Origin of the sequence: Phenylobacterium sp. VNQ135, from assembly GCF_049445735.1 — a bacterium.
In the GTDB taxonomy this organism is placed as follows: Bacteria; Pseudomonadota; Alphaproteobacteria; order Caulobacterales; family Caulobacteraceae; genus Phenylobacterium.
In genome coordinates, this window is sequence record NZ_JBMSDS010000002.1 from 735,173 (window position 1) to 754,465 (window position 19,293).

General features: G+C 68.6%; 17 protein-coding genes and 1 pseudogene. 7 read left to right on the forward strand and 11 right to left on the reverse strand.

Features of this window, described 5'->3' with window-relative positions; genetic code table 11:
- The gene (gene phnE, locus ACO2Q0_RS09445; RefSeq protein WP_423351241.1) at positions 1-804 is read left to right on the forward strand and encodes a phosphonate ABC transporter, permease protein PhnE; all 804 of its coding nucleotides are present in this window, start codon (positions 1-3) and stop codon (positions 802-804) included.
- Here the strand turns inward: phnE and ACO2Q0_RS09450 are convergent, their stop codons facing one another.
- The 3 genes from ACO2Q0_RS09450 to ACO2Q0_RS09460 are packed head-to-tail and all read right to left on the reverse strand — an operon-like array spanning position 805 to position 2,926.
- Positions 805-1,251: an NUDIX hydrolase gene (locus ACO2Q0_RS09450; protein ID WP_423351242.1), complete on the reverse strand. Its 447-nt coding sequence runs from the start codon at positions 1,249-1,251 to the stop codon at positions 805-807.
- A 1-nt stretch (position 1,252) separates the two neighbouring features.
- Positions 1,253-2,254 (reverse strand): inorganic phosphate transporter, encoded by a 1,002-nt coding sequence (locus tag ACO2Q0_RS09455; RefSeq protein WP_423351243.1) that lies wholly within the window; start codon positions 2,252-2,254, stop codon positions 1,253-1,255.
- A 27-nt stretch (positions 2,255-2,281) separates the two neighbouring features.
- On the reverse strand, positions 2,282-2,926 hold the full coding sequence (locus ACO2Q0_RS09460; RefSeq protein WP_423351244.1) for a DUF47 domain-containing protein: 645 nt from the start codon (positions 2,924-2,926) through the stop codon (positions 2,282-2,284).
- A 179-nt stretch (positions 2,927-3,105) separates the two neighbouring features.
- On the opposite strand from ACO2Q0_RS09460, the gene ACO2Q0_RS09465 reads away from it, so the two are divergent.
- On the forward strand, positions 3,106-4,317 hold the full coding sequence (locus tag ACO2Q0_RS09465; RefSeq protein WP_423351245.1) for an OprO/OprP family phosphate-selective porin: 1,212 nt from the start codon (positions 3,106-3,108) through the stop codon (positions 4,315-4,317).
- Between the two features lies 1 nt (position 4,318).
- On the opposite strand, the gene ACO2Q0_RS09470 is transcribed toward ACO2Q0_RS09465, so the two are convergent.
- The 3 genes and pseudogenes from ACO2Q0_RS09470 to ACO2Q0_RS09480 form a co-directional block, all read right to left on the reverse strand.
- Positions 4,319-5,416: a glycosyltransferase family 4 protein gene (locus ACO2Q0_RS09470; protein ID WP_423351593.1), complete on the reverse strand. Its 1,098-nt coding sequence runs from the start codon at positions 5,414-5,416 to the stop codon at positions 4,319-4,321.
- Positions 5,417-5,542: 126 nt separating this feature from the next.
- A pseudogene (locus tag ACO2Q0_RS09475) lies at positions 5,543-5,725 on the reverse strand (TetR/AcrR family transcriptional regulator); the annotation flags it as partial.
- A gap of 54 nt (positions 5,726-5,779) precedes the next feature.
- On the reverse strand, positions 5,780-6,595 hold the full coding sequence (locus tag ACO2Q0_RS09480; protein WP_423351246.1) for a UDP-2,3-diacylglucosamine diphosphatase: 816 nt from the start codon (positions 6,593-6,595) through the stop codon (positions 5,780-5,782).
- Between the two features lie 158 nt (positions 6,596-6,753).
- Here ACO2Q0_RS09480 and ACO2Q0_RS09485 point away from each other — a divergent pair, with 158 nt between their 5' ends.
- Positions 6,754-7,389 (forward strand): TetR/AcrR family transcriptional regulator, encoded by a 636-nt coding sequence (locus ACO2Q0_RS09485; RefSeq protein ID WP_423351247.1) that lies wholly within the window; start codon positions 6,754-6,756, stop codon positions 7,387-7,389.
- A gap of 62 nt (positions 7,390-7,451) precedes the next feature.
- Here the strand turns inward: ACO2Q0_RS09485 and ACO2Q0_RS09490 are convergent, their stop codons facing one another.
- A complete protein-coding gene (locus ACO2Q0_RS09490; RefSeq protein WP_423351248.1) occupies positions 7,452-9,530 on the reverse strand; it encodes a redoxin family protein in 2,079 nt (692 codons plus the stop codon).
- Positions 9,531-9,847: 317 nt separating this feature from the next.
- Between ACO2Q0_RS09490 and ACO2Q0_RS09495 the strand changes: the two genes are divergently transcribed.
- Positions 9,848-11,260, forward strand: a complete 1,413-nt coding sequence (locus ACO2Q0_RS09495; RefSeq protein WP_423351249.1) for an amino acid permease — start codon at positions 9,848-9,850, stop codon at positions 11,258-11,260.
- Between the two features lie 3 nt (positions 11,261-11,263).
- On the opposite strand, the gene rfbA is transcribed toward ACO2Q0_RS09495, so the two are convergent.
- Genes rfbA through rfbB form a run of 3 tightly spaced genes read right to left on the reverse strand, consistent with a single transcriptional unit; the run spans position 11,264 to position 14,099 of the window.
- Entirely contained in the window at positions 11,264-12,154 is an 891-nt protein-coding gene (gene rfbA / locus ACO2Q0_RS09500; RefSeq protein ID WP_423351250.1) for a glucose-1-phosphate thymidylyltransferase RfbA, read from the reverse strand.
- Positions 12,151-13,053 (reverse strand): dTDP-4-dehydrorhamnose reductase, encoded by a 903-nt coding sequence (gene rfbD / locus ACO2Q0_RS09505; protein WP_423351251.1) that lies wholly within the window; start codon positions 13,051-13,053, stop codon positions 12,151-12,153. The genes rfbA and rfbD overlap by 4 nt, the downstream gene beginning before the upstream one ends.
- On the reverse strand, positions 13,050-14,099 hold the full coding sequence (rfbB, locus tag ACO2Q0_RS09510; protein ID WP_423351252.1) for a dTDP-glucose 4,6-dehydratase: 1,050 nt from the start codon (positions 14,097-14,099) through the stop codon (positions 13,050-13,052). The genes rfbD and rfbB overlap by 4 nt, the downstream gene beginning before the upstream one ends.
- Positions 14,100-14,346: 247 nt before the next feature.
- On the opposite strand from rfbB, the gene ACO2Q0_RS09515 reads away from it, so the two are divergent.
- Positions 14,347-15,786, forward strand: a complete 1,440-nt coding sequence (locus tag ACO2Q0_RS09515; protein WP_423351253.1) for an MATE family efflux transporter — start codon at positions 14,347-14,349, stop codon at positions 15,784-15,786.
- 7 nt (positions 15,787-15,793) lie between these two features.
- Here the strand turns inward: ACO2Q0_RS09515 and ACO2Q0_RS09520 are convergent, their stop codons facing one another.
- Positions 15,794-17,020, reverse strand: a complete 1,227-nt coding sequence (locus ACO2Q0_RS09520) for a serine hydrolase domain-containing protein (protein WP_423351254.1) — start codon at positions 17,018-17,020, stop codon at positions 15,794-15,796.
- 68 nt (positions 17,021-17,088) lie between these two features.
- Here ACO2Q0_RS09520 and ACO2Q0_RS09525 point away from each other — a divergent pair, with 68 nt between their 5' ends.
- On the forward strand, positions 17,089-17,856 hold the full coding sequence (locus ACO2Q0_RS09525) for a crotonase/enoyl-CoA hydratase family protein (RefSeq protein ID WP_423351255.1): 768 nt from the start codon (positions 17,089-17,091) through the stop codon (positions 17,854-17,856).
- Between the two features lie 100 nt (positions 17,857-17,956).
- Complete coding sequence (locus ACO2Q0_RS09530) at positions 17,957-19,288, forward strand: acyl-CoA dehydrogenase family protein (RefSeq protein WP_423351256.1); 1,332 nt, start codon at positions 17,957-17,959, stop codon at positions 19,286-19,288.
- Positions 19,289-19,293: the final 5 nt, after the last annotated feature.

Consider the following 19,293-nt stretch of genomic DNA (forward strand, 5'->3'; position numbering starts at 1 on the left):
ATGACCGCAGCCTCTTCCGCGGTTCCGCCGCCGCCCACCCGCAGCCTCGTCCAGCGTGGTCCGGACCTCCTGGTCTGGGGCGCGGTGATCCTTCTGCTGCTGATCAGCTTCAAGCCGGTCGAGGTGGGCAACTTCACCCGCCTGTTCACCAACTCCGAGAACATGCGTCTCTACGGCGCCGACCTGCTGCGTCCCGACTTCACTGAGTGGCGCACCTACGTCGCCCAGATGTGGCTGACGATCCAGATCGCGCTGTGGGGCACGGCGTTGGCCGTTATCGTGGCGGTGCCGTTCGGCCTCGCCTGCTCGCGCAACATCTCGCCGGTGTGGCTGCAACAGCCGATGCGGCTGATGATGAACTTCCTGCGGTCGATCCCCGACCTCGTGTTGGGGACGCTGTTCCTGGTGGCGGTGGGCCTGGGGCCCTTCGCCGGGGTGATGGCCCTGGCCATCAATACCGGCGCGGTGCTCGCCAAGCTGTTCTCCGAGGCCGTCGAATCCATCGACAAGGGACCGGTCGAAGGCGTCCGGGCCACCGGCGCCGGCAAGCTGCACGAGATCATCTGGGGCGTGATCCCGCAGGTGGCGCCCCTGTGGACCAGCTATGCGCTGTACCGCTTCGAATCGAACTCGCGCTCGGCCACCGTGCTGGGCCTGATCGGCGCGGGCGGGATCGGCCGCCTGCTGTTCGACAGCATCAACGGCTTCGCCTACCACCAGCTCTCGGCGATCGTGATCGTGATCATCGTGGCCGTGTCGCTGATCGACCTGCTGTCGCAGGCGATGCGGAGCCGGCTGCTCTAGCTAGGGCGCGAAGCCGGCGAGGAGCTTCTTCAGCTCCTTCTCGTCGACCAGTCCGGCGGCCTCGGCGGGGGTCGCCCAACGGCGCTCGCGCTGGTGCTGCTCGGGCCAGGCGTCCTTCAGCTCGGCGACTTCCAGGGCGAACACCAGGACGCGGACGTGCTGCGTGCGGCCGCTGCGCAGGCGCTTGTCATAGTGATAGACGCCGATCGCCTTGCGGCTGGTGGGCCCGGCGACGCCGGCCTCCTCCATGGCCTCCTGGGCGGCCGAGGCGGGGGGCTTCAGCTTCTTGATCGGCCACCCCTTGGGGATGACCCACCGCTTCGTCTCCCGCGAGGTGATCAGCAGCACCTCGACGCCGGCCGGCGTCCGGCGCCACGGCAAGGCGGCGTACTGGGTCTTGGGCTCGCGGTCCGGCTCGGGTCTCAGGCGCTCGGCGGTCTTGTCCATGTCACCCGAACGTCCGGTCGAGGAGGCGAGCCAGGAAGTAGAACAGCGCACCGGTCAGGCCCGCCATCGGAATCGTAACGATCCAGGCCCAGACGATGTTCTTGGCCACGCCCCAGCGGACGGCGGACACGCGCCGCGCCGCGCCCACGCCGACGATCGCGCCGGTGATGGTGTGGGTGGTCGAGACCGGGATGCCCAGGTGGGTGAAGAAGAAGAGCGAGATCGCCCCGCCGGTCTCGGCGCAGAAGCCCTGCTGCGGCGTCAGCTTGGTGATCTTCGAGCCCATGGTGTGAACGATGCGCCAGCCGCCGAAGAGGGTGCCCAGGCCCAGGGCCGCCTGGCAGGTGATCACCACCCAGAAGGGCACATGGAATTCGCCGCCCAGATGTCCGTGCGAGTAGAGCAGCACGGCGATGATCCCCATGGTCTTCTGGGCGTCGTTGCCGCCGTGGCCCAGCGAGAACAGGGCGGCGGAGACGAACTGCAGCTTGCGGAAAACGGAGTCCGCAAGGGCGGGCGTCGCCTTCACGAAGGTCCATGAGGCGATCAGGACCAGCACCAGCGCGAGGCCGAAGCCCAGGGCCGGCGAGACGACGATGCCGGAGACGGTCTTCAGCACGCCGCCCCAGACGATGGGGTCGAGGCCCGCTTTGGCGATGCCGGCGCCCAGCAGCCCGCCGATGAGCGCGTGCGAGCTGGACGACGGGATGCCCAGCAGCCACGTCAGCACGTTCCAGAAGATCGCCCCGCCCAGCGCTCCGAAGATCACGGCGTCCGAGATGATCCCCGGCTGCAGGATGCCCTTGCCGATCGTGTTGGCCACATGCAGGCCGAAGAACAGGAAGGCGATGAAATTGAAGAAGGCGGCCCAGACGACCGCCCATCGCGCCGACAGCACGCGCGTGGAGACGATGGTCGCGATGGAATTGGCCGCATCGTGCAGGCCGTTCAGGAAGTCGAACGCCAGCGCGATCCCGATCAGCAGGATCAGGACAAGGCTCATGCCGCCGAAGTCCACGAGCGCGCGCCTCTAGAGGTGTTCGATCAGCACGCCGCTGATCCGGTTGGCCACGTCTTCGAGCCGGTCGACCACCTTCTCCAGGTGGTCGTAGATCTCGCCGCCGACGATGAAGGCCATGGCGTCCTGCCGGGCGGGGCCGCGGTAGAGCGCCTTCATGCCGTCGTCGTAGAGGTGGTCCGACTGCTCCTCCAGCCGCGTGATCTCCTCGGTGATGCCGTTGAGCCGCTGGGCGTTGGACTTCATCTGCCGGAGCAGGGGGACGGCCTCGGCCGTCAGGTCGGCGGTTCGCACGATGATGTCCCCGAGGCGGACCATGTCGGGCTCGAAGGCGCGCACCTCGAACAGCGTCACGGCCTTGGCGGTCTTGTGCATCTGGTCGACGGCGTCATCCATCGAACCGATCAGATTGCGGATGTCGCTTCGGTCGAAGGGGGTGATGAAGGTCCGCCGGACCGCCAGCATCACCTCGCGCGTGACCTCGTCGGCGGCTTCCTCGTGCCGGGCGATCTGGGCGCACAGCTCCGGCACCCGGTCGCCGCCGTCCAGCAGCTCGCGCAAGGCGCCGGCGCCGCCGCAGATGGTGCGCGCGTGGGCTTCGAACAGGTCGAAGAACCCGCCTTCCTTCGGCATGATGGCGTTGAACCAGCTGAGCATCCCTTGGCCCCTCGGATGCGGCGCCTTGGCGCCGTGTACGGACGGACGGCTCTACATCGCCCATGCGGGAGACGCCACCACCACTGTCACAAGAGCTTCATCGAACTGACGCGCTCCCGTCGTTGAATCTTGGTCTTAGCGTCGCATCTTCGCGCGGCACGCAGGGAGCCGAGACGCCTATGATCGCCAAGACCCCTTTGAAAGCCGGCTGCGCCGGTCTCGTGCTGGCCCTGGGCCTCGGCGCCGCCGCGTCGGCGCAGGACGCCTCCAAGACCTACAAGGGCGCGCCGGAGTTCCAGTTCGGCGAACTGAAGATCAAGCCCCGGGGCCGGATCTTCCTGGATCAGGTCTGGCAGGACGTCGACCGCGAGACAGGGGCTGACGAAGACCTCGAGGATGGCCGGGTGCGGATGGCCCGCGTCGGCGTGCAGGGGAGCTACGGCGACCACCTGTCGTTCGTCGTCGAAGGCGATTTCGGCCTGGAGCAGTCCAACTGGGAAGACGTCTACGTGGAGTACAGCCCCGCGAAGGGGGCAACCTTCACCGCGGGCCACTTCAAGACGGTCGGCCTCGAGAACATGACCTCGGACACCTACACGACCTTCATGGAGCGCGGGCCGTTCACCGACGTGCTGGGCGTGGGGCGCACGCTGAACCTGCAGGGGCGGCTGAACGGCAAGACCTGGACGGCCTCGGTCTTTGCGCTGGGCGACAACATCAACAACCCGAGCGTGCCCTCGGACCGCCCGACCGGCTCGCAGGAGCAGTACGGCTTCGGCGGCCGGGTCACCTATGCGCCGATCGTCTCCGGCGACACCCAGGCCCATCTGGGCGCCTGGGTGCGCCGGCGCGATCGGGCGGATCAGTCGAACTACAGCTACGGGGTGCGCAACAACACGAACTTCGGTTCGCGCTATCTGACGACGGGCGGCGTCGGCGTGCGCGACACCCAGGTCGGCCTCGAAGGCGCCCTGGTGCACAAGGCCTGGTCTGTGCAGGGCGAGTGGGCCAACGCGCACGTGGAGCGCATCGCGGACGCCGAGGACGACGTGCAGGTCTGGTATGTCTTCGCGAGCTGGTTTCCCACGGGGGAGTCCCGCCGCTACCAGGCCGATCAGGGCCAGTTCGGCCGCGTGAAGGTCAAGCGACCGGTGACCCAGGGCGGCGCCGGGGCGCTGGAGCTGGCGGTGCGCTACGACAGCGCCGACCTGACCGACGTCGGCACGCCCAACGCCGGCGAGTACTCCGGGTGGACCTTCGGAGCCAACTGGTACCTGCACCCCTACATGCGGGTGATGGCGAACTATTCCATCTCTCAGAACGAGCTACGGGCGCCGGTCTCCGACGTCGATGTGAAGACCTTCCAGCTCCGCGCCCAGTTCGACTGGTGATCTAGGCGATCTCGGGCCTACGGCGTCGGACGCGGGCAAGCCTGCGGAGACGGCGCCAGAACCGGGTCTTCTGCGGCTCGGGATAGGGCTGCAGGTTGCGGACGAAGTCCTCGGCGCACGCCCGCCACGAGAAGCCCTCGGCGAAGCGGCGCACGCCCTTGCGATCGAGCTTCAGCGCTTCGAGGCAGGCGTCCTTGAGGCCCTCGGTGGCGGAGGCTGCGAGCGCGCCCGCGCCCGAGCCCGGGATCAGGTCGATGGGACCCGGCGCGGGATAGGCGGCGACCGGGGTTCCCGAGGCCATCGCTTCCAGGATCACCAGCCCGAAGGTGTCGGTGAGAGATGGGAAGACGAAGACGTCGGCGCAGGCGTAGGCGCTGGCGAGGTCCTGGCCCGACTTGGGCCCGGTGAACACCGCCTTCGGGTATTTCGCCTTCAGTTCTTCGAGCTGGGGACCGGGCCCGACCACGACCTTGGTTCCCGGGAGGTCGAGGCTGAGGAAGGCCTCGATGTTCTTCTCCACGGCGACGCGGCCGACGTAGAGGAAGACCGGGCGAGCCAATCCCTCGAACACGTCCGGCTCATCCGCCTCGCGCGGCCGGAAGGTCTCGGTGTCCACGCCCCGCGACCAGGCCGAGATGTTGCGGAAGCCGTGCCGAGTGAGCTCGTCACGCATGGTGGGCGTCGCCACCATCAGCCGGCCCGACGGCTTGTGGAACCACTTCATGTACGCATAGCCGGCGGCCAGCGGCAGCGGCAGGCGGGCCGACACGTACTCGGGGAAGCGGGTGTGATAGCTGGTCGTGAACGGCAGCTTCCATTCCACGCAAATGCGCCGCGCCGCCAGGCCGATCGGCCCCTCGGTGGCGATGTGGATGGCCTCGGGCTCGAACGCCTTGAAGCGCTCCTGCACCGGCTCGTAGACCCCGATGGCGACCTTGATTTCGGCGTAGGTCGGCAGCGGGAAGGTCTTGAACATGCCCGGGTGGATCACCTCCACCGTGTGGCCCATTTCGCGCAGCTCCTGAACGACCCGGGTCAGGGTGCGGACCACGCCGTTGACCTGCGGCTCCCAGGCGTCGGTGGCGAGAAGGATCCGCATCGGCCGCTGGGCGTCGCGCGGCGCGGTGATCGCCTCGCGCAACCGCCGGTCCGACCGGTCGGGCTTGATCCGCTCGGCCTCGCCCATCGCCTGGGTCTGCATCCAGGCCCAGAAGGCGCCGAGCAGGGCTTCTTTGGTCGGGAAGTGGCGATAGACGGTGCGCTCGCCGACGCCGGCGTCGCGCGCGATCTCGGCGAAGCTCAGGTCTTCCAGCGAGCGGGTCTCGAGCTGGGCGCCCACGGCGCGAAGGATCTGCTCGCGCGTCTCCTCCCGCTGGCGGTCGCGCTGGCTGGCGGAGGGGGTCCTCATGGCAGGGCCACTGTCACGAGTTGCGGCGGCAAGTCAACGTGAGGTGGCGCAGCTTCAGGCGGCCAGCGGCTCGGGGGCCAGATCGGGCAGGGCGGCCCGCCGGTCGATCACGGACCAGGACCGCAGCTTGGCCCATTCCAGGATCTCCAGCCGGCCGTCGGGGTGCTCGACCAGGGCGGTGCAGCTCTCCACCCAGTCGCCGTCGTTGATGTAGGCGACGCCGTCGATGTCGCGCATCTCGGCCTTGTGGATGTGGCCGCAGATCACCCCGTCGACGCCGCGCCGGCGCGCTTCGGCCGCGACGGCCTGCTCGAAGTTCTCGATGAACTGCAGCGAACTCTTCACCCGCTGCTTCAGGAAGGCCGAGAAGCTCCAGTAGCCGAAGCCCAGTCGCCGGCGCACGCGGTTGGTCAGGGTGTTGGCCGCCAGGATGGTCCGGTAGGCCCAGTCGCCCACGAAGGCCAGCCAGCGGGCGTGCTGCACGATCCCGTCGAACTCGTCGCCGTGGGTGACCAGGAACCGGCGCCCATCCGCCGTCTCGTGGATCGCGTCCCTGGCCACCACCACGCCGCCGAAATGCACGCCGCAGAAGTCGCGGATCCGGTCGTCGTGGTTGCCGGGAACGTAGGTGACGGTGACGCCCTTGCGGGCCAGCCGCAGGAACTTCTGCACCACGTCATTGTGGCTCTGCGGCCAGTACCAGCCGCTCTTCATCTTCCAGCCGTCGACGATGTCGCCGACCAGGTAGAGGTGGTCGCACTCCATGTGGCGGATGAAGTCCAGCAACAGCTCGGCCTGACAGCCGCGGGTGCCCAGATGGATGTCGGACAGGAAGACTGTGCGGAAGCGACGGAGACCTGGATCGCTCAACTTGCGCCCCTTGCGGCCGTGGGTTCGCCTAGCCGCTAGGCTGATTGCGTGTCAGTCCCGTGAACCCCCTTGAAACTATGGCGCCGGTTTCCCTTGTGCTGGTAGGGGATACTCCAGAGAGCAGACCCCTCCCCCAGGTCGCCAGAACATTGGGTCCGATGGACGCCCGAACCTATCCCGCGAAGGCGACGCCGAAGTCGCAGCGGACGCGCGCGCGCATTCTCGACGCGGCGATGCGCCTCTTCGCCGAGATCGGCTATGCCGCGGCCACCAACGCCGTGATCGCCGACGCCGCGGGGCTGACGCGGGGCGCCATGCTCTACCATTTCGCGACGCGCGAGGAGCTGGTCGAGGCGGCCATCGCGCACATCGAGCTGAACCGCGCGCGCCTTCTGGAGCAGACGGCCGCCTCCCCGCCGCCCGGCGTCGACGCCGCCGAGCACGCCATCGACAGCTACTGGGCGCTGCTGCACGAGACGCCGTTCATCGCCTTCGCCGAACTGGAGGCGGCGGCCCGCACCGATCCCATGCTGGCCGATCGCCTGCTCACGGCGCAGAGCGCCTTCGACCATGCCCAGCTCGGCGGCGACCGGTTCGGGGCCATGGTGCAGGCCGGCGCCGACCCCCGCTTCCAGACCAGCCGCGACCTCGGTCGCTTCCTCCTGGAGGGCTTGGCCCGCGGCGCGATGACCTATGACCAGGACGCCCGCCGCGAGCGCCTGATCGCCGTGGTGAAGCGCGCCGTGCGCATGCTGAACCGCAAGGGCGACATCCACGACATCTGGATGGAGTAGGCGAAAGAGAAAGGGCCCCGCGGTCGCCCGCGAGGCCCTTGCCTTCATTCGCTGGCTTCAGCCTAGCGGCGGCCGCCGGGGCTCGCCGCCTGCTGTTGCTGCTCGGCCTGGCGCCGGCGCTGGAACAGCATCTGCTGCACCGCCGCCAGCTCGGTCTTCTCGATCGCGCCAGAGGAGTCGCGGTCGATCTGGCCGAAGAAGCCCGCCAGCTGCTTGCCGAACTGACCCTTCAGCTCCGCCTTCTGCAGCTTGCCGTCGAGGTTGTCGTCCAGCATGCCCATCATGCGGGTCTGGTTCATCAGTTCGTCGTAGTTGACCTGGTTCTTCGCGGTCTCGTCCGTCCAGCGGAAGCGAAGCGCGGTGTAGAACATCTCCTCGAAGGACTGGTCGCCCCAGACGACTTCCTTGGTCGCGTCGGGGTTGGCCGGGTTCCGCTTCGAGTTGTCGTACCAGTAATGGGCCACGAGCTTGGAGCCCGCCGGCACCTTCACCGGCTCGGCGAAGGTGTACTCGCGCTGCCAGTTGAAATCGTAGCGCGGCATGGACAGCAGCATCTTCTTCGAGCCGTCCGGATACTCGATCCAGAGGTCCGAGGCGTAGCCGCGGTAGTGGGCGTGCGGGAAGGCCGAATAGAGCAGCGCCTCCTTGGGGAACTCGACGTAGGCCGTTTCCTTGTGGCGCGCCTCGCCCGCCGGAATGACGATGGTGTTGTCGACCACCACCGTGCTCCGCATCATCAGATCGGGAAGCTCGTTGTCCTTGTAGAAGTAGAGCCCGATCTGGGACTTCTCGAGGTCTTCCTTGCCATAGGGCGTATAGTGGGCCTGGAAGGCCACGCCGCCGCCCGGGGGCAGGTAGGTGCCGACGTTGGTCGGCCAGAAGGTGGATTCAGCGCCCACCGCGTAGCCGCCGACGCCCGCGCCCCAGCGCGTCTCGTTGGCCTGCTCGCCCGGCTTCGGCATCTCCTTGATGTAGCCCGACAGATAGTGGTGCACGCCCTGGCGCGAACCGATCTTGTAGGTCGAGGCCTTGATCCACTTGCCTTCCGTCAGCGGGTTGGCCACCGCCGGTCGCTGGTACTCGACCACGCCCGAGGCGGGGATCTTGTAGGACGGGATGTCCAGGATGAGGTCCGGCTTGCCCAGCGGCCAGTCCGACACCGCCTGGCGCTGCTTGGCCAGCGGGTCGGGCCCGTCGCCGCGCGGCGCGCCGGCTTCGATCCAGTGCACCAGGGTCTTGATCTCGGCCTTCGTCAGGCTCTTGTCGTCCTTGAACTGCCCGACGTGCGGGTCGGCGTTCCAGGGCGGCATCCGGTCGGTGCGGATCACCTCGCGGATCATCGGCGAGAAGCCCTTCACCATCTCGTAGCTGGTCATCGAGAACGGCCCGATGGAGCCCGGCTGGTGGCAGCCGACGCACTTGGCCTCGAGGATCGGGGCCACGTCCTTGGCGTAGGAGATCTTCGTGTGCTGAGCCTTCTTCGCCCGCTCGGGGAAGTCGATCAGGCAGCCCGGCGATTGCTTGTTGGAGGCCAGGGCCGGACGGCCGGCGATGGTCGCGTCGATGGCGTCGGCGGTCCAGCTGTGCGTGGCCACGGCCTTCTGCACGCCGTAGTCGCGGCGGTCGTCCAGCGGACCGCGATAGACGACCTTCCAGGTCTTCGGGTCGACGACGAAGAACTCGCCGGTGCGGGTCACGCCGAGCTGTTCGCCCACCAGCTGGTTGGAGTCGAGCAGGACCGGCACGTCGAAATTGAACTCGGCGGCTTCCTTGGCCACCGCCTCGCGGCTGTCCTGCAGGGCCGAGTTCAGCATCAGGAACTCGACGCCCTGGCCCGCGTACTTGGCCTTCAGCTCGCGCACGGCCGGGGCCAGGCTGCGCGAGATCGGGCAGCCGTTGGCCTGGGTGATGATCACGATCGCCTTGGCGTCGGCCAGCCGGTACAGCTCGTGACCCATCAGGGTCTCGTCCGGCAGCATGAAGTTGTCGATCGTCGCCGGCGTCGCGGCCGAAGCGGTTTCCACCGCCGCCACATTCGCCGCATTCGTCAGCGCGCTCGCGGCCTGATCGTCAGTGGCGCAGCCATAGAGCATGCCTGCGCTGGCCAGCAGGCCCAGCACGGAAACGCGTGCTTTCGTCATCCCAATCTCCTCCCAAGGCCGTGGCCCCTTCCTGGGGCTTCGGTCCGGTCCCTGAATTCGCGGTACCCTAACCCAGCAGAACCACGTTGCACGAATATTTCTGAACAGCGTTTAGACACGATCCCTGAACGTTGATCAGGAGCGTTGCTTCTCGGTCACGATCCGTGCGCCGGCGGGGGTCTCCGGCAGGGGGCTGAAATCGACCGACGCCTCGGGACTCCGGCGCAAGATCCGTGCGCCGGAGTCGACGCATCGTGGCGAGGCTTGTCCAGTGCGAGCATGCTCGGCATGGTCCCGTTTCCACCGGGAGGGACCCCATGAGCTTCATCACGCGGCGCAAGCCGATCTCGGCCTCGCAGGTGCAGGAAGGCGGGCATGCGCTCCGCCGCACCTTGAGCTGGCCGCATCTCGTGGCGCTGGGCGTGGGCGCGATCGTCGGCACCGGCATCCTGACGCTCACGGGCGTTGGCGCGGGTCTCGCGGGCCCCGCGGTGATCCTCTCCTTCGTCATCGCCGGCGCGATCTGCGCCTGCGCGGCCCTCGCCTATGCCGAGATGGCCACGATGATGCCGGCGGCCGGCAGCGCCTATACCTATTCGTACACCGTGCTGGGCGAGCTCCTGGCCTGGATCGTCGGCTGGAGCCTGATCCTGGAATACACCGTGGTCTGCAGCGCGGTGTCGGTGGGCTGGAGCGCCTATGCCGTGGGCTTCCTCCAGAACCAGGCCGGCCTCGACCTTCCGCAGGCGCTGATCGCCGGACCGCACGCAGGCGGGCTCGTGAATCTGCCGGCCGTCTTCATCTCCCTGGCGGTCGCCGGCCTGCTGCTGGCGGGCACCCGCGAGAGCGCCAACGTGAACTTCGTGCTGGTGGTGCTGAAGCTGATCGCCCTGGCGGTGTTCGTGGTCATCGCCTTCATGGCGTTCAACGCCGGCAACTACGAACCCTTCATGCCGAACGGCTTCTGGCCGACCACCAACGCCGACGGCACGCGGGTCGGCGTCGCGGCGGCCGCGGCGATCATCTTCTTCGCCTTCTACGGCTTCGACGCGATCTCCACCGCGGCCGAAGAGGCGAAGAACCCGGGCCGGGACCTCACCATCGGCATCGTCGGCTCGATGGCCGCCTGCACGCTCATCTACATGGCGGTGGCCGGGGCGGCCCTGGGCGCGATGCCGGCCGCCGAACTGGCCAAGAGCGAGGAGCCGCTGGCGCTGGTGCTCCGCACCCTGGGCCAGCCTCTGGCCGCCGGCATGATGGCCGCCGCGGCCTTCGTGGCGCTGCCGACGGTGATCATGGCCTTCATGTTCGGCCAGAGCCGGATCTTCTTCGCCATGGCCCGCGACGGCCTGCTGCCCACCGGCCTCGCCAAGGTCAGCGGCCGCGGCGTGCCGGTGTTCGTCACCATCTTCACGGGCGTGGTGGCCGCCGCGATCGCCGGGGCCTTCCCGCTGGACGAGATCGCCGCCCTGGCGAACGCCGGGACCCTGCTGGCCTTCATCGCCACGGCGGCTTGCATGATGATCCTGCGTCGGCGGGCCCCGGAGGCCCAGCGTCCGTTCCGCACGCCGCTGTGGTGGCTGGTGGGCGCCCTGGCCATCGTGGGCTGCATCTGGCTGTTCACTAGCCTGCCGCTGACCACCATGCGCAACTTCCTGATCTGGAATGCGCTCGGGATCGTCGTCTACCTGGTTTACGGGCGAGCCAAGAGCCGCCTCGCCAAGGCCTGACGCCTACTCGGCGGGTTCGCCGGGAGGCTTCTCGGCGAGCTCGCGCAGGTACCGGCCGTATTCGCTCTTGGCCTGGAGGTCGGCGACCTTGATCAGCTCGTCGCGGCCGATCCAGCCCTGCTGATAGGCGATCTCCTCGAGACAGCCGATGCGCAGGCCCTGGCGCTGCTCGAAGGTGCGGATCAGCTCGCCGGCCTGGATCAGGCTGTCGTGGGTGCCTGCGTCCTCCCAGGCGAAGCCACGGCCCAGCAGTTCGACGTGCAGCTTGCCCTCTTCGAGGTAGACCTGGTTGAGGGCGGTGATCTCCAGCTCGCCGCGGGCCGAACGGGTCAGGGTCTTGGCGATCTCGCTGGCGCGGCCGTCGTAGAAGTAGAGGCCGGTCACGGCGTAGTTGGACTTGGGCTTCGCCGGCTTCTCCTCGATGGAGAGGGCCCGGCCGTCCGAGGTGAGCTCGACGACGCCGTATCGCTCCGGGTCGTGCACCGGATAGCCGAAGACCGTCGCGCCTTCGCTGCGCTCGCCGGCCCGGTTGAGCATCTGGCCGAAGTGCTGGCCGAAGAAGATGTTGTCGCCCAGGATCATCACGCTCGGCTCGCCGCCGACGAAGTCCTCGCCCAGCAGATAGGCCTCGGCCAGACCGCCCGGCGTCGGCTGCACCACATATTCGAACCGCACGCCGAACTGGGTCCCCTCGCCCAGCAGGCGCTTGAAGGCCGGCTGGTCCTCGGGCGTGGTGATGATCAGGATCTCGCGCACGCCGGCCAGCATCAGGACCGACAGCGGATAGTAGATCATCGGCTTGTCGTAGACCGGCAGCAGCTGCTTGGAGACCGCCAAGGTCAGCGGATGCAGGCGCGTGCCAGCGCCCCCCGCCAGGATGATGCCGCGCCTCATGCGGGGGTCGCCTCGGTTTGGGACTGCAGGTCCGCGACGATCTCGGCCAGCGCCGCGCGCCATGGACGGATCTGGACGCCGAACACGGCCTCGGTGCGCGTGGTGTCGAGCGTGCCCCGGAGAGGCCGCGTGGCCGGGGAGGGCCGCTCGGCGGTCTTCTGCGCCCCGACCTCAGGGGCGCCCGAGCCCAGGGCCAGGTCGAAGACGCCCTGCGCGAAGCCGCGCCAGGTCGTTTCGCCCGCGTTGGCGAAGTGGTGCAGGCCGAAGGCTGGATCGCCACACGGAGCCTCGGTCCACCGGCGCGCCTGCGAGAGCGTGAAGGCCGCCAGGTCGGCCGCGCTGGTCGGACGGCCGAACTGGTCGTCGACAACCTTCAGCGGCTGTCCTTCGTGGGCGAGCCTCAGCATGGTCTTCACGAAGTTCTTGCCGTGGGCCGAGACCACCCAGGAGGTGCGGATCACGACGGCGCGCGGGCAGGCGTCCAGCACCTTGCGCTCGCCTTCCAACTTGGTCTCGCCGTAGGCGTTCAGCGGGTTCGGGGCGTCCTCGACGCGGTAGGGCGCGCCCTTGGTCCCGTCGAACACATAGTCGGTCGAGAAGTGGACCAGCGCCGCGCCGGCCGAAGCGCAGGCGTGGGCGATGGCGCCGGGCGCTTCTGCGTTCACGCGTCTCGCCAGTACGCCCTCGGTCTCGGCGAGGTCCACAGCGGTATAGGCGGCCGCCAGGATCACCAGGTCGGGCCGGTGCTCGGCGACCCGGCGGGCGCAGGCCTCGGCATCGGCCAGATCGGCCTCGGCCCGCGACAGCGCCGTCACCTTCACCCCGTGCGCCTCGGCCTGGCGAAGGACCTCGCGGGCAAGCTGCCCGGTGGTCCCGAACATCAGGGCGCGGACGCTCACGCCTTCACCAGCCCCAGCCGCTCGGAATGGAAACCGCGCTGGCGGATGCGCTCGACCCAGTCGTAGTTCTCGACGTACCAGCGGACCGTCTCGGCCAGGCCCTGGTCCAGGGTCACCTTCGGCCTCCAGCCGAGCTCGCGCTCGACCTTCGAGGCGTCGATGGCGTAGCGGAAGTCGTGCGCCGGCCGATCGGTGACGAACTCGATCTTCTCGGCGTGGGCGGTGTTGCCGGGGGCGACCTTGTCCAGCTCCGCGCAGATCATCCGCACGACCTCGATGTTGCGGTGGTCGGCGTCGCCGCCGATCGCATAGGTCTCGTGCAGCCGGCCTGTCTTCAGCACCGTCAGCAGGGCGTCGGCGTGGTCGTCCACGTGCAGCCAGTCCCGCACCTGCCGGCCGTCGCCGTAGACCGGGATCGACTTGCCCTCCAGCGCCCGCGTGATCACCGTCGGGATCAGCTTCTCCGGGAATTGGTAGGGGCCGTAGTTGTTCGAGCAGTTGGTGATCACCACGGGCAGGCCGTAGGTCCGGCCCCAGGCGCGCACCAGATGGTCGGCGGCGGCCTTGGACGCCGAATAGGGGGAGGTGGGATCGTAGGGCGTCTCTTCGGTGAACTCGCCGTCCTCGCCCAGCGCCCCGAACACCTCGTCGGTCGAGACGTGGTGGAAGCGGAACGCCGACTTCGCGGGCTCCTCGAGCTTCGCCCAGTAGGCGCGGGCGACCTCCAGCAGCACTGCGGTGCCCATGACGTTCGTCTGCACGAAGTCGATCGGCCCTTCGACCGAGCGGTCCACATGGCTTTCAGCGGCCAGGTGCATCACCGCGTCGGGCCTGTGCCCGGCGAAGATCGCCTCGAGGCGGGCGCGGTCGCAGATGTCGGCCTGCTCGAACGCGTAACCCGGGTGGCCCTCGACCGAGGCGACGTTCTCCAGGTTGGCGGAATAGGTCAGCGCATCGAGGTTCACCACCTCGTGGCCGTCGTGGATAGCCCGGCGGATCACCGCCGACCCGATGAAGCCGGCTCCGCCGGTGATCAGGATCTTCATGCGGCCTTTCTGGTCGTTCGCTTTGCGGCGCCCCCGCCGCGAGTAGAACCGAGTTCACCCCTCGTCGGCCGTACTTACAGCGAAACGCCGGCCGCTCAACCCTGCAGGGTGCGCGCGGTCTTCCGTCGCAGCGCCCGGGGAGGTCGGCCGATTTCCGCAATATCGGTATGGATTCTTCGGACCAGCGGGCTTATGCGCCCGGGTCCAGACCTTGGGGGAGGCGGCGGTGCAGGGACGGACGGGAGCCATGGGCCGGCGCGGTCCGGACCTGACGGCGGGGCCCATCGGCAAGACGCTGATCCTTTTCGCCCTGCCGCTCCTGGGCTCCAACGTCCTGCAGTCCATCAACGGGTCGGCAAACGCCGTCTGGGTCAGCCACACCCTGGGCGAGTCGGCGCTCGCGGCGATCTCCAACGCGAACCAGATCTTCTTCCTCATGCTGGGGGCCATGTTCGGCCTGACCATGGCCGCGAACATCCTGATCGGCCAGGCGGTCGGCGCCCGCGACGAGGCGATGGCCAAGAAGGTGGTCGGCGCCTGCACCCTGTTCTTCGCCGTGGCGTCCAGCCTCGTGGGCCTGGCCGGCGTGCTGCTGACCCCGGCGATCCTCGACGCCATGGGCACGCCCGGGGAGGCTCGCGCCGAAGCCGTCGCCTACCTCAGCGTGATCTTCATCGCCCTGCCGCTCGTCTACTTCACCGCCTTCCTGATGATGGCCCAGCGGGGCACGGGCGACAGCCGCACGCCGTTCCTGTTCTCCATCGTGCTGGTCCTGCTGGACGTCGCGTTCAACCCGCTGCTGATCTTGGGCGTGGGGCCGCTGCCACGGCTCGGCATTGCCGGATCGGCCACCGCGACCCTGATCGCCCAGGCGGTGACGCTCTTGGCGCTGCTGACATACCTCTACCGGAGGAAGTCGATCCTGGTGCTGCGGCCGGGCGAGTTCCACCTGCTGCGCCCGGATCTCACCATCATCCGCACCCTGGTGTTCAAGGGACTGCCGATGGCCTTCCAGATGATGGTCATCAGCCTCGCCGCCGTCACCATGATGAGCCTGGTGAACGGCTTCGGCGCGCATACGGCGGCGGCCTACGGCGCGGCCGTGCAGATCTGGACCTATGTGCAGATGCCCGCCATGGCCCTGGGCGCGGCGGTCTCGACCATGTGCGCCCAGAACGTCGGCGCCGGCCGCATGGACCGGGTGGCCGAGGTTGCCCGCAAGGGGGTGATCTTCGCGGCCATCGGCACGACGGTGCTCGTCATCATCCTCGAGCTTGCCAAGCCGCTGGTGATGCACGCCTTCCTGCCGGCCGGCAGCGAGGCCCTGCCGATCGCCTCGCGGATCAACGCGATTGCGCTGTGGGGCTTCATCCCCTTCGGCGTCGCCTTCATCTTCAACGGCGTGGTGCGGGCCACCGGCGCAGTCTGGCCGCCGCTGCTGGCCATGATCATCGCGCTGTGGGTCGTGCGGGTGCCGTTCGCCACGGCGCTGCAGCCCAGCCTGGGCGCCGACGCGGTCTGGTGGAGCTTCCCGGTCGGCAGCATCGTGATGGTCACGCTCGCCGCCGGCTACTACCGCTGGGGCGGTTGGCGGAAGGCTCGCATGCTGCCCACCGCCGACAAGGTGGAAGGCGAGGCGGCCGACACCGGCCTAGCGCTGCCGATCGAGGAAGGCGAGACCGCCTGATCCTCGTCTACCGGGCGTTGCTCTCCATGAGCGCGGCGTAGGTGAGCGTCCTGAGCTCGCGCCGGATCGCATAGGTGGACGACGGGATGAGCTGGGTCATGAACACCGCCGTGACCTCCTCGACCGGATCGACCCAGAACGCCGTCGAGGCCATGCCGCCCCAGTAGAACTCGCCCTCCGAACAGGGGATCAGGGTCTTCGGCGGGTCGAACACGACGGCGAAGCCCAGGCCGAAGCCGATGCCGGCGTTGGTGCTCTCCGAGAACAGCGAGCGCGAAACCTGGGTGAGGTCGGCGCCGCCCGGAAGATGGTTCGAGGCCATCAGCCGGATGGTCTTCGGCGCAAGGATGCGCGCGCCGTCCAGCTCGCCGCCGTTCAGCAGCATGCGGGCGAAGCGCATGTAGTCGGCGGCCGTCGAGACCAGGCCGCCGCCGCCCGAGACCAGCTTGGGCGCGCCCAGGAACGGGCTGGTCGTGGGGTCGTCCTGCAGCCTCTTGCCGCCGCCGGGCAGCGCCTCGTAGCAGGCGGCGAAGCGGCTCCGCTGGTCCTCGCGGACGGAGAAGCCCGTGTCGACCATCTCCAGGGGATCGAAGATGCGTTCCTTCAGCGCGTCGGCCAGCGGCCGGCCGGTGAGCTTCTGCACCAGGTAGCCGACCACGTCTGTCGAGACCGAATAATTCCAGGCCTCCCCTGGGGAGAACTCCAGCGGCAGCTTGGCCAGCGCCTGGATCATGCCTTCAAGGTCGAGGTCGCCGAAGATCGCGTCGAGGTTCTGCTTGCGGTAGGCCGCATCGATGTTGGTGCGGTTCTGGAAGCCGTAGGTGAGGCCGGACGTGTGCCTGAGCAGGTCCACCACCTGCATCGGCCGCGCGGGCGTCGTCGTCATGTAGGGGCCCGCGCCGGCCTGGAACACGCCGAGGTTGGCCCACTCGGGGATGTGCCTGGCCACCGGATCGTCCAGGGCGACCGCGCCTTCCTCCACGAGCTGCATCAGCGCCACGCTCGTGACCGGCTTGGTCATGGAATAGATGCGGAAGACCGTGTCCTCGGCGAGGCTCACGCCGCGCTCGGGGTCCTGCTGGCCGAGCAAGCTCTGGTGGACGGTCTCTCCCTTCCGCTCCAGCAGGAACTGGGCGCAGGGCAGCCGGCCTGTGGCGATGTACTTCTCCTGCAGGAACCGGTCGATCCGGACGAGACGGTCGGGGCTGAACCCGAGGGACTTGGCCTTGCTCATGACCAGCCTTTTGCCCTTGCCTTCCCCGCGGTCGCAAGACCGACGATGAGGCCTCGGGAGGAGTCGCCATGCAGACCGTCAGTTTCGAACGCGACGGCAGGATCGCCGTCGTCACCATCGAGCGCCCGGAGCGTCGCAACGCGGTGGACGGCGCGACCGCCCGCCAGCTCTACGAAGCCTTCAAGGCCTTCGACGCGGACGAGGGGCTGGACGTCGCCGTGCTCACCGGCCGGGGCGGCTATTTCTGCGCCGGCGCGGATCTGAAGGGCGTCGCGGCCGGCGAGGGCAATCCGGTCGAGAAGGACGGCGACCTCGGGCCCATGGGCTGCACGCGGCTGAAGCTCGCCAAGCCGGTGATCGCCGCCATCGAGGGCCATGCTGTGGCCGGCGGCCTGGAAGTCGCGTGCTGGGCCGACCTGCGCGTCGCCGCCGAAGGGGCGGTGTTCGGCGTCTTCTGCCGCCGGTTCGGCGTGCCGCTGATCGACCTCGGCACGGTCCGCCTGCCGCGCCTCATCGGCCACTCCCGGGCCATGGACCTGATCCTCACCGGCCGGGCGGTGGATGCGAGGGAGGCGTTCGACATCGGCCTCTCGAACCGGCTCGCGCCGAAGGGCCAGGCGCTGGCGGCAGCCCTCGATCTCGCCCGCCAGATCTCGGCCTTCCCGCAGATGTGCCTGCGCGGCGACCGACTCTCGGCGATCGAGCAATGGTCGCTGGACTGGGACGCCGCCACCGCCAACGAGCTGACCCATGGCATGGCCGTGCTGCGCTCCGGTCAATCCCGCGAAGGGGCCAGCCGCTTCGCCGCCGGGGAGGGCCGCGGCGGCACGTTCTGAACGCCGTTGCGCATTGGCTTACGCCGTAGATAATGGCCCCGGGGATACCAATAATTCGAAACGCTGCCGTCAGGGGCAGCCCCCTGGGAGAGAGGCGCGGATGGCGTGGGATTTCGAAACTGATCCCGAGTTCCAGAAGAAGCTGGACTGGATCGAGGACTTCATGCGCGAGGAGGTGGAGCCGCTGTCCCACCTGGGCCTCGCCGCCTGGAGCTCCAAGGGCCGCGAGCTGTTCATCAAGCCGCTGCAGCGCCGCGTGAAGGACCAGGGCCTCTGGGCGTGCCATCTGGGACCTGAGCTCGGAGGCCAGGGGTTCGGCCAGCTCAAACTGGCGTTGATGAACGAGAAGCTGGGTCGCAACAGCCTCGCGCCCACCGTCTTCGGCTGCCAGGCGCCCGACACCGGCAACGCCGAGATCATCGCCCACTACGGCACCGAGGCGCAGAAGGAGCGCTGGCTGAAGCCGCTGCTCGAGGGCGACATCCGCTCGGCCTTCTCGATGAGCGAGCCGACCGGCGGTTCCGACCCGCTGACCTTCCGCACCACCGCGGTGCTGGACGGCGACGAGTGGGTGATCAACGGCGAGAAGTGGTTCTCCACCAACGCGAGCCGCTCCAAGCTGCTGGTGGTCTATGCCGTCACCGATCCCGACGCGAAGGACCCGTACCGGCGCACCTCGATCTTCCTCGTCCCAACCGACACGCCAGGCGTGGAGATCATCCGCAACGTGGCCGTCGGCGCGGGCGGCGAGATCGGCGGAGGCAATGAGGGCTACGTCCGCTACGACAATGTCCGCGTGCCGCACGACGCCCTGCTGGGCGAGCGGGGCGGGGCGTTCGTGATCACCCAGGTGCGGCTGGGCGGGGGCCGCGTCCACCATGCGATGCGCACCGTCGGCGCCTGCAGGCACGCGCTGGACCTGATGTGCCGCCGGGCGGTCTCGCGGATGACGCGCGACGGTCGCCTGGCCGATCTCCAGATGGTGCAGGAGCAGATCGCCGAGAGCTGGATCGCCGTGGAGAGCTTCCGCCTGCTGGTGCTGCGCACCGCCTGGCTGATCGACAGGCACAAGGACTACAACAAGGTCCGCAAGGACATCGCCGCCATCAAGGTGGCCATGCCCAAGGTCTACCATGACGTGGCCACGAAGGCGGCGCACCTGCACGGGGCGCTGGGCGTCTCGAACGAGATGCCCTTCATGCACATGGTCAATTCCAGCCTGGTGATGGGCATCGCCGACGGGCCCACCGAGGTCCACAAGGTGACGCTCGCCAAGCAGATCCTGAAGGACTACGCCCCGGAGAACGACCTCTTCCCGAGCTACCACATCCCGCGCCTGCGGGCGGAGGCCGAGAAGCGGTTCGCCAGCGAACTGGCGGAGATCCGGTCCCACTACGCCGAGCGCCGGCAGGTGCGCGCACCCGCCGAGTAGGAGTT

Bases quoted from the DNA above. Each gene is read 5' to 3' on its own strand.
- phnE (WP_423351241.1), top strand. From the start codon at position 1: ATGACCGCAGCCTCTTCCGCGGTTCCGCCGCCGCCCACCCGCAGCCTC.
- ACO2Q0_RS09450 (WP_423351242.1), bottom strand. From the start codon at position 1,251: ATGGACAAGACCGCCGAGCGCCTGAGACCCGAGCCGGACCGCGAGCCC.
- ACO2Q0_RS09455 (WP_423351243.1), bottom strand. From the start codon at position 2,254: ATGAGCCTTGTCCTGATCCTGCTGATCGGGATCGCGCTGGCGTTCGAC.
- ACO2Q0_RS09460 (WP_423351244.1), bottom strand. From the start codon at position 2,926: ATGCTCAGCTGGTTCAACGCCATCATGCCGAAGGAAGGCGGGTTCTTC.
- ACO2Q0_RS09465 (WP_423351245.1), top strand. From the start codon at position 3,106: ATGATCGCCAAGACCCCTTTGAAAGCCGGCTGCGCCGGTCTCGTGCTG.
- ACO2Q0_RS09470 (WP_423351593.1), bottom strand. From the start codon at position 5,416: ATGCGGATCCTTCTCGCCACCGACGCCTGGGAGCCGCAGGTCAACGGC.
- ACO2Q0_RS09485 (WP_423351247.1), top strand. From the start codon at position 6,754: ATGGACGCCCGAACCTATCCCGCGAAGGCGACGCCGAAGTCGCAGCGG.
- ACO2Q0_RS09490 (WP_423351248.1), bottom strand. From the start codon at position 9,530: ATGACGAAAGCACGCGTTTCCGTGCTGGGCCTGCTGGCCAGCGCAGGC.
- ACO2Q0_RS09495 (WP_423351249.1), top strand. From the start codon at position 9,848: ATGAGCTTCATCACGCGGCGCAAGCCGATCTCGGCCTCGCAGGTGCAG.
- rfbA (WP_423351250.1), bottom strand. From the start codon at position 12,154: ATGAGGCGCGGCATCATCCTGGCGGGGGGCGCTGGCACGCGCCTGCAT.
- rfbB (WP_423351252.1), bottom strand. From the start codon at position 14,099: ATGAAGATCCTGATCACCGGCGGAGCCGGCTTCATCGGGTCGGCGGTG.
- ACO2Q0_RS09515 (WP_423351253.1), top strand. From the start codon at position 14,347: ATGGGCCGGCGCGGTCCGGACCTGACGGCGGGGCCCATCGGCAAGACG.
- ACO2Q0_RS09520 (WP_423351254.1), bottom strand. From the start codon at position 17,020: ATGAGCAAGGCCAAGTCCCTCGGGTTCAGCCCCGACCGTCTCGTCCGG.
- ACO2Q0_RS09525 (WP_423351255.1), top strand. From the start codon at position 17,089: ATGCAGACCGTCAGTTTCGAACGCGACGGCAGGATCGCCGTCGTCACC.
- ACO2Q0_RS09530 (WP_423351256.1), top strand. From the start codon at position 17,957: ATGGCGTGGGATTTCGAAACTGATCCCGAGTTCCAGAAGAAGCTGGAC.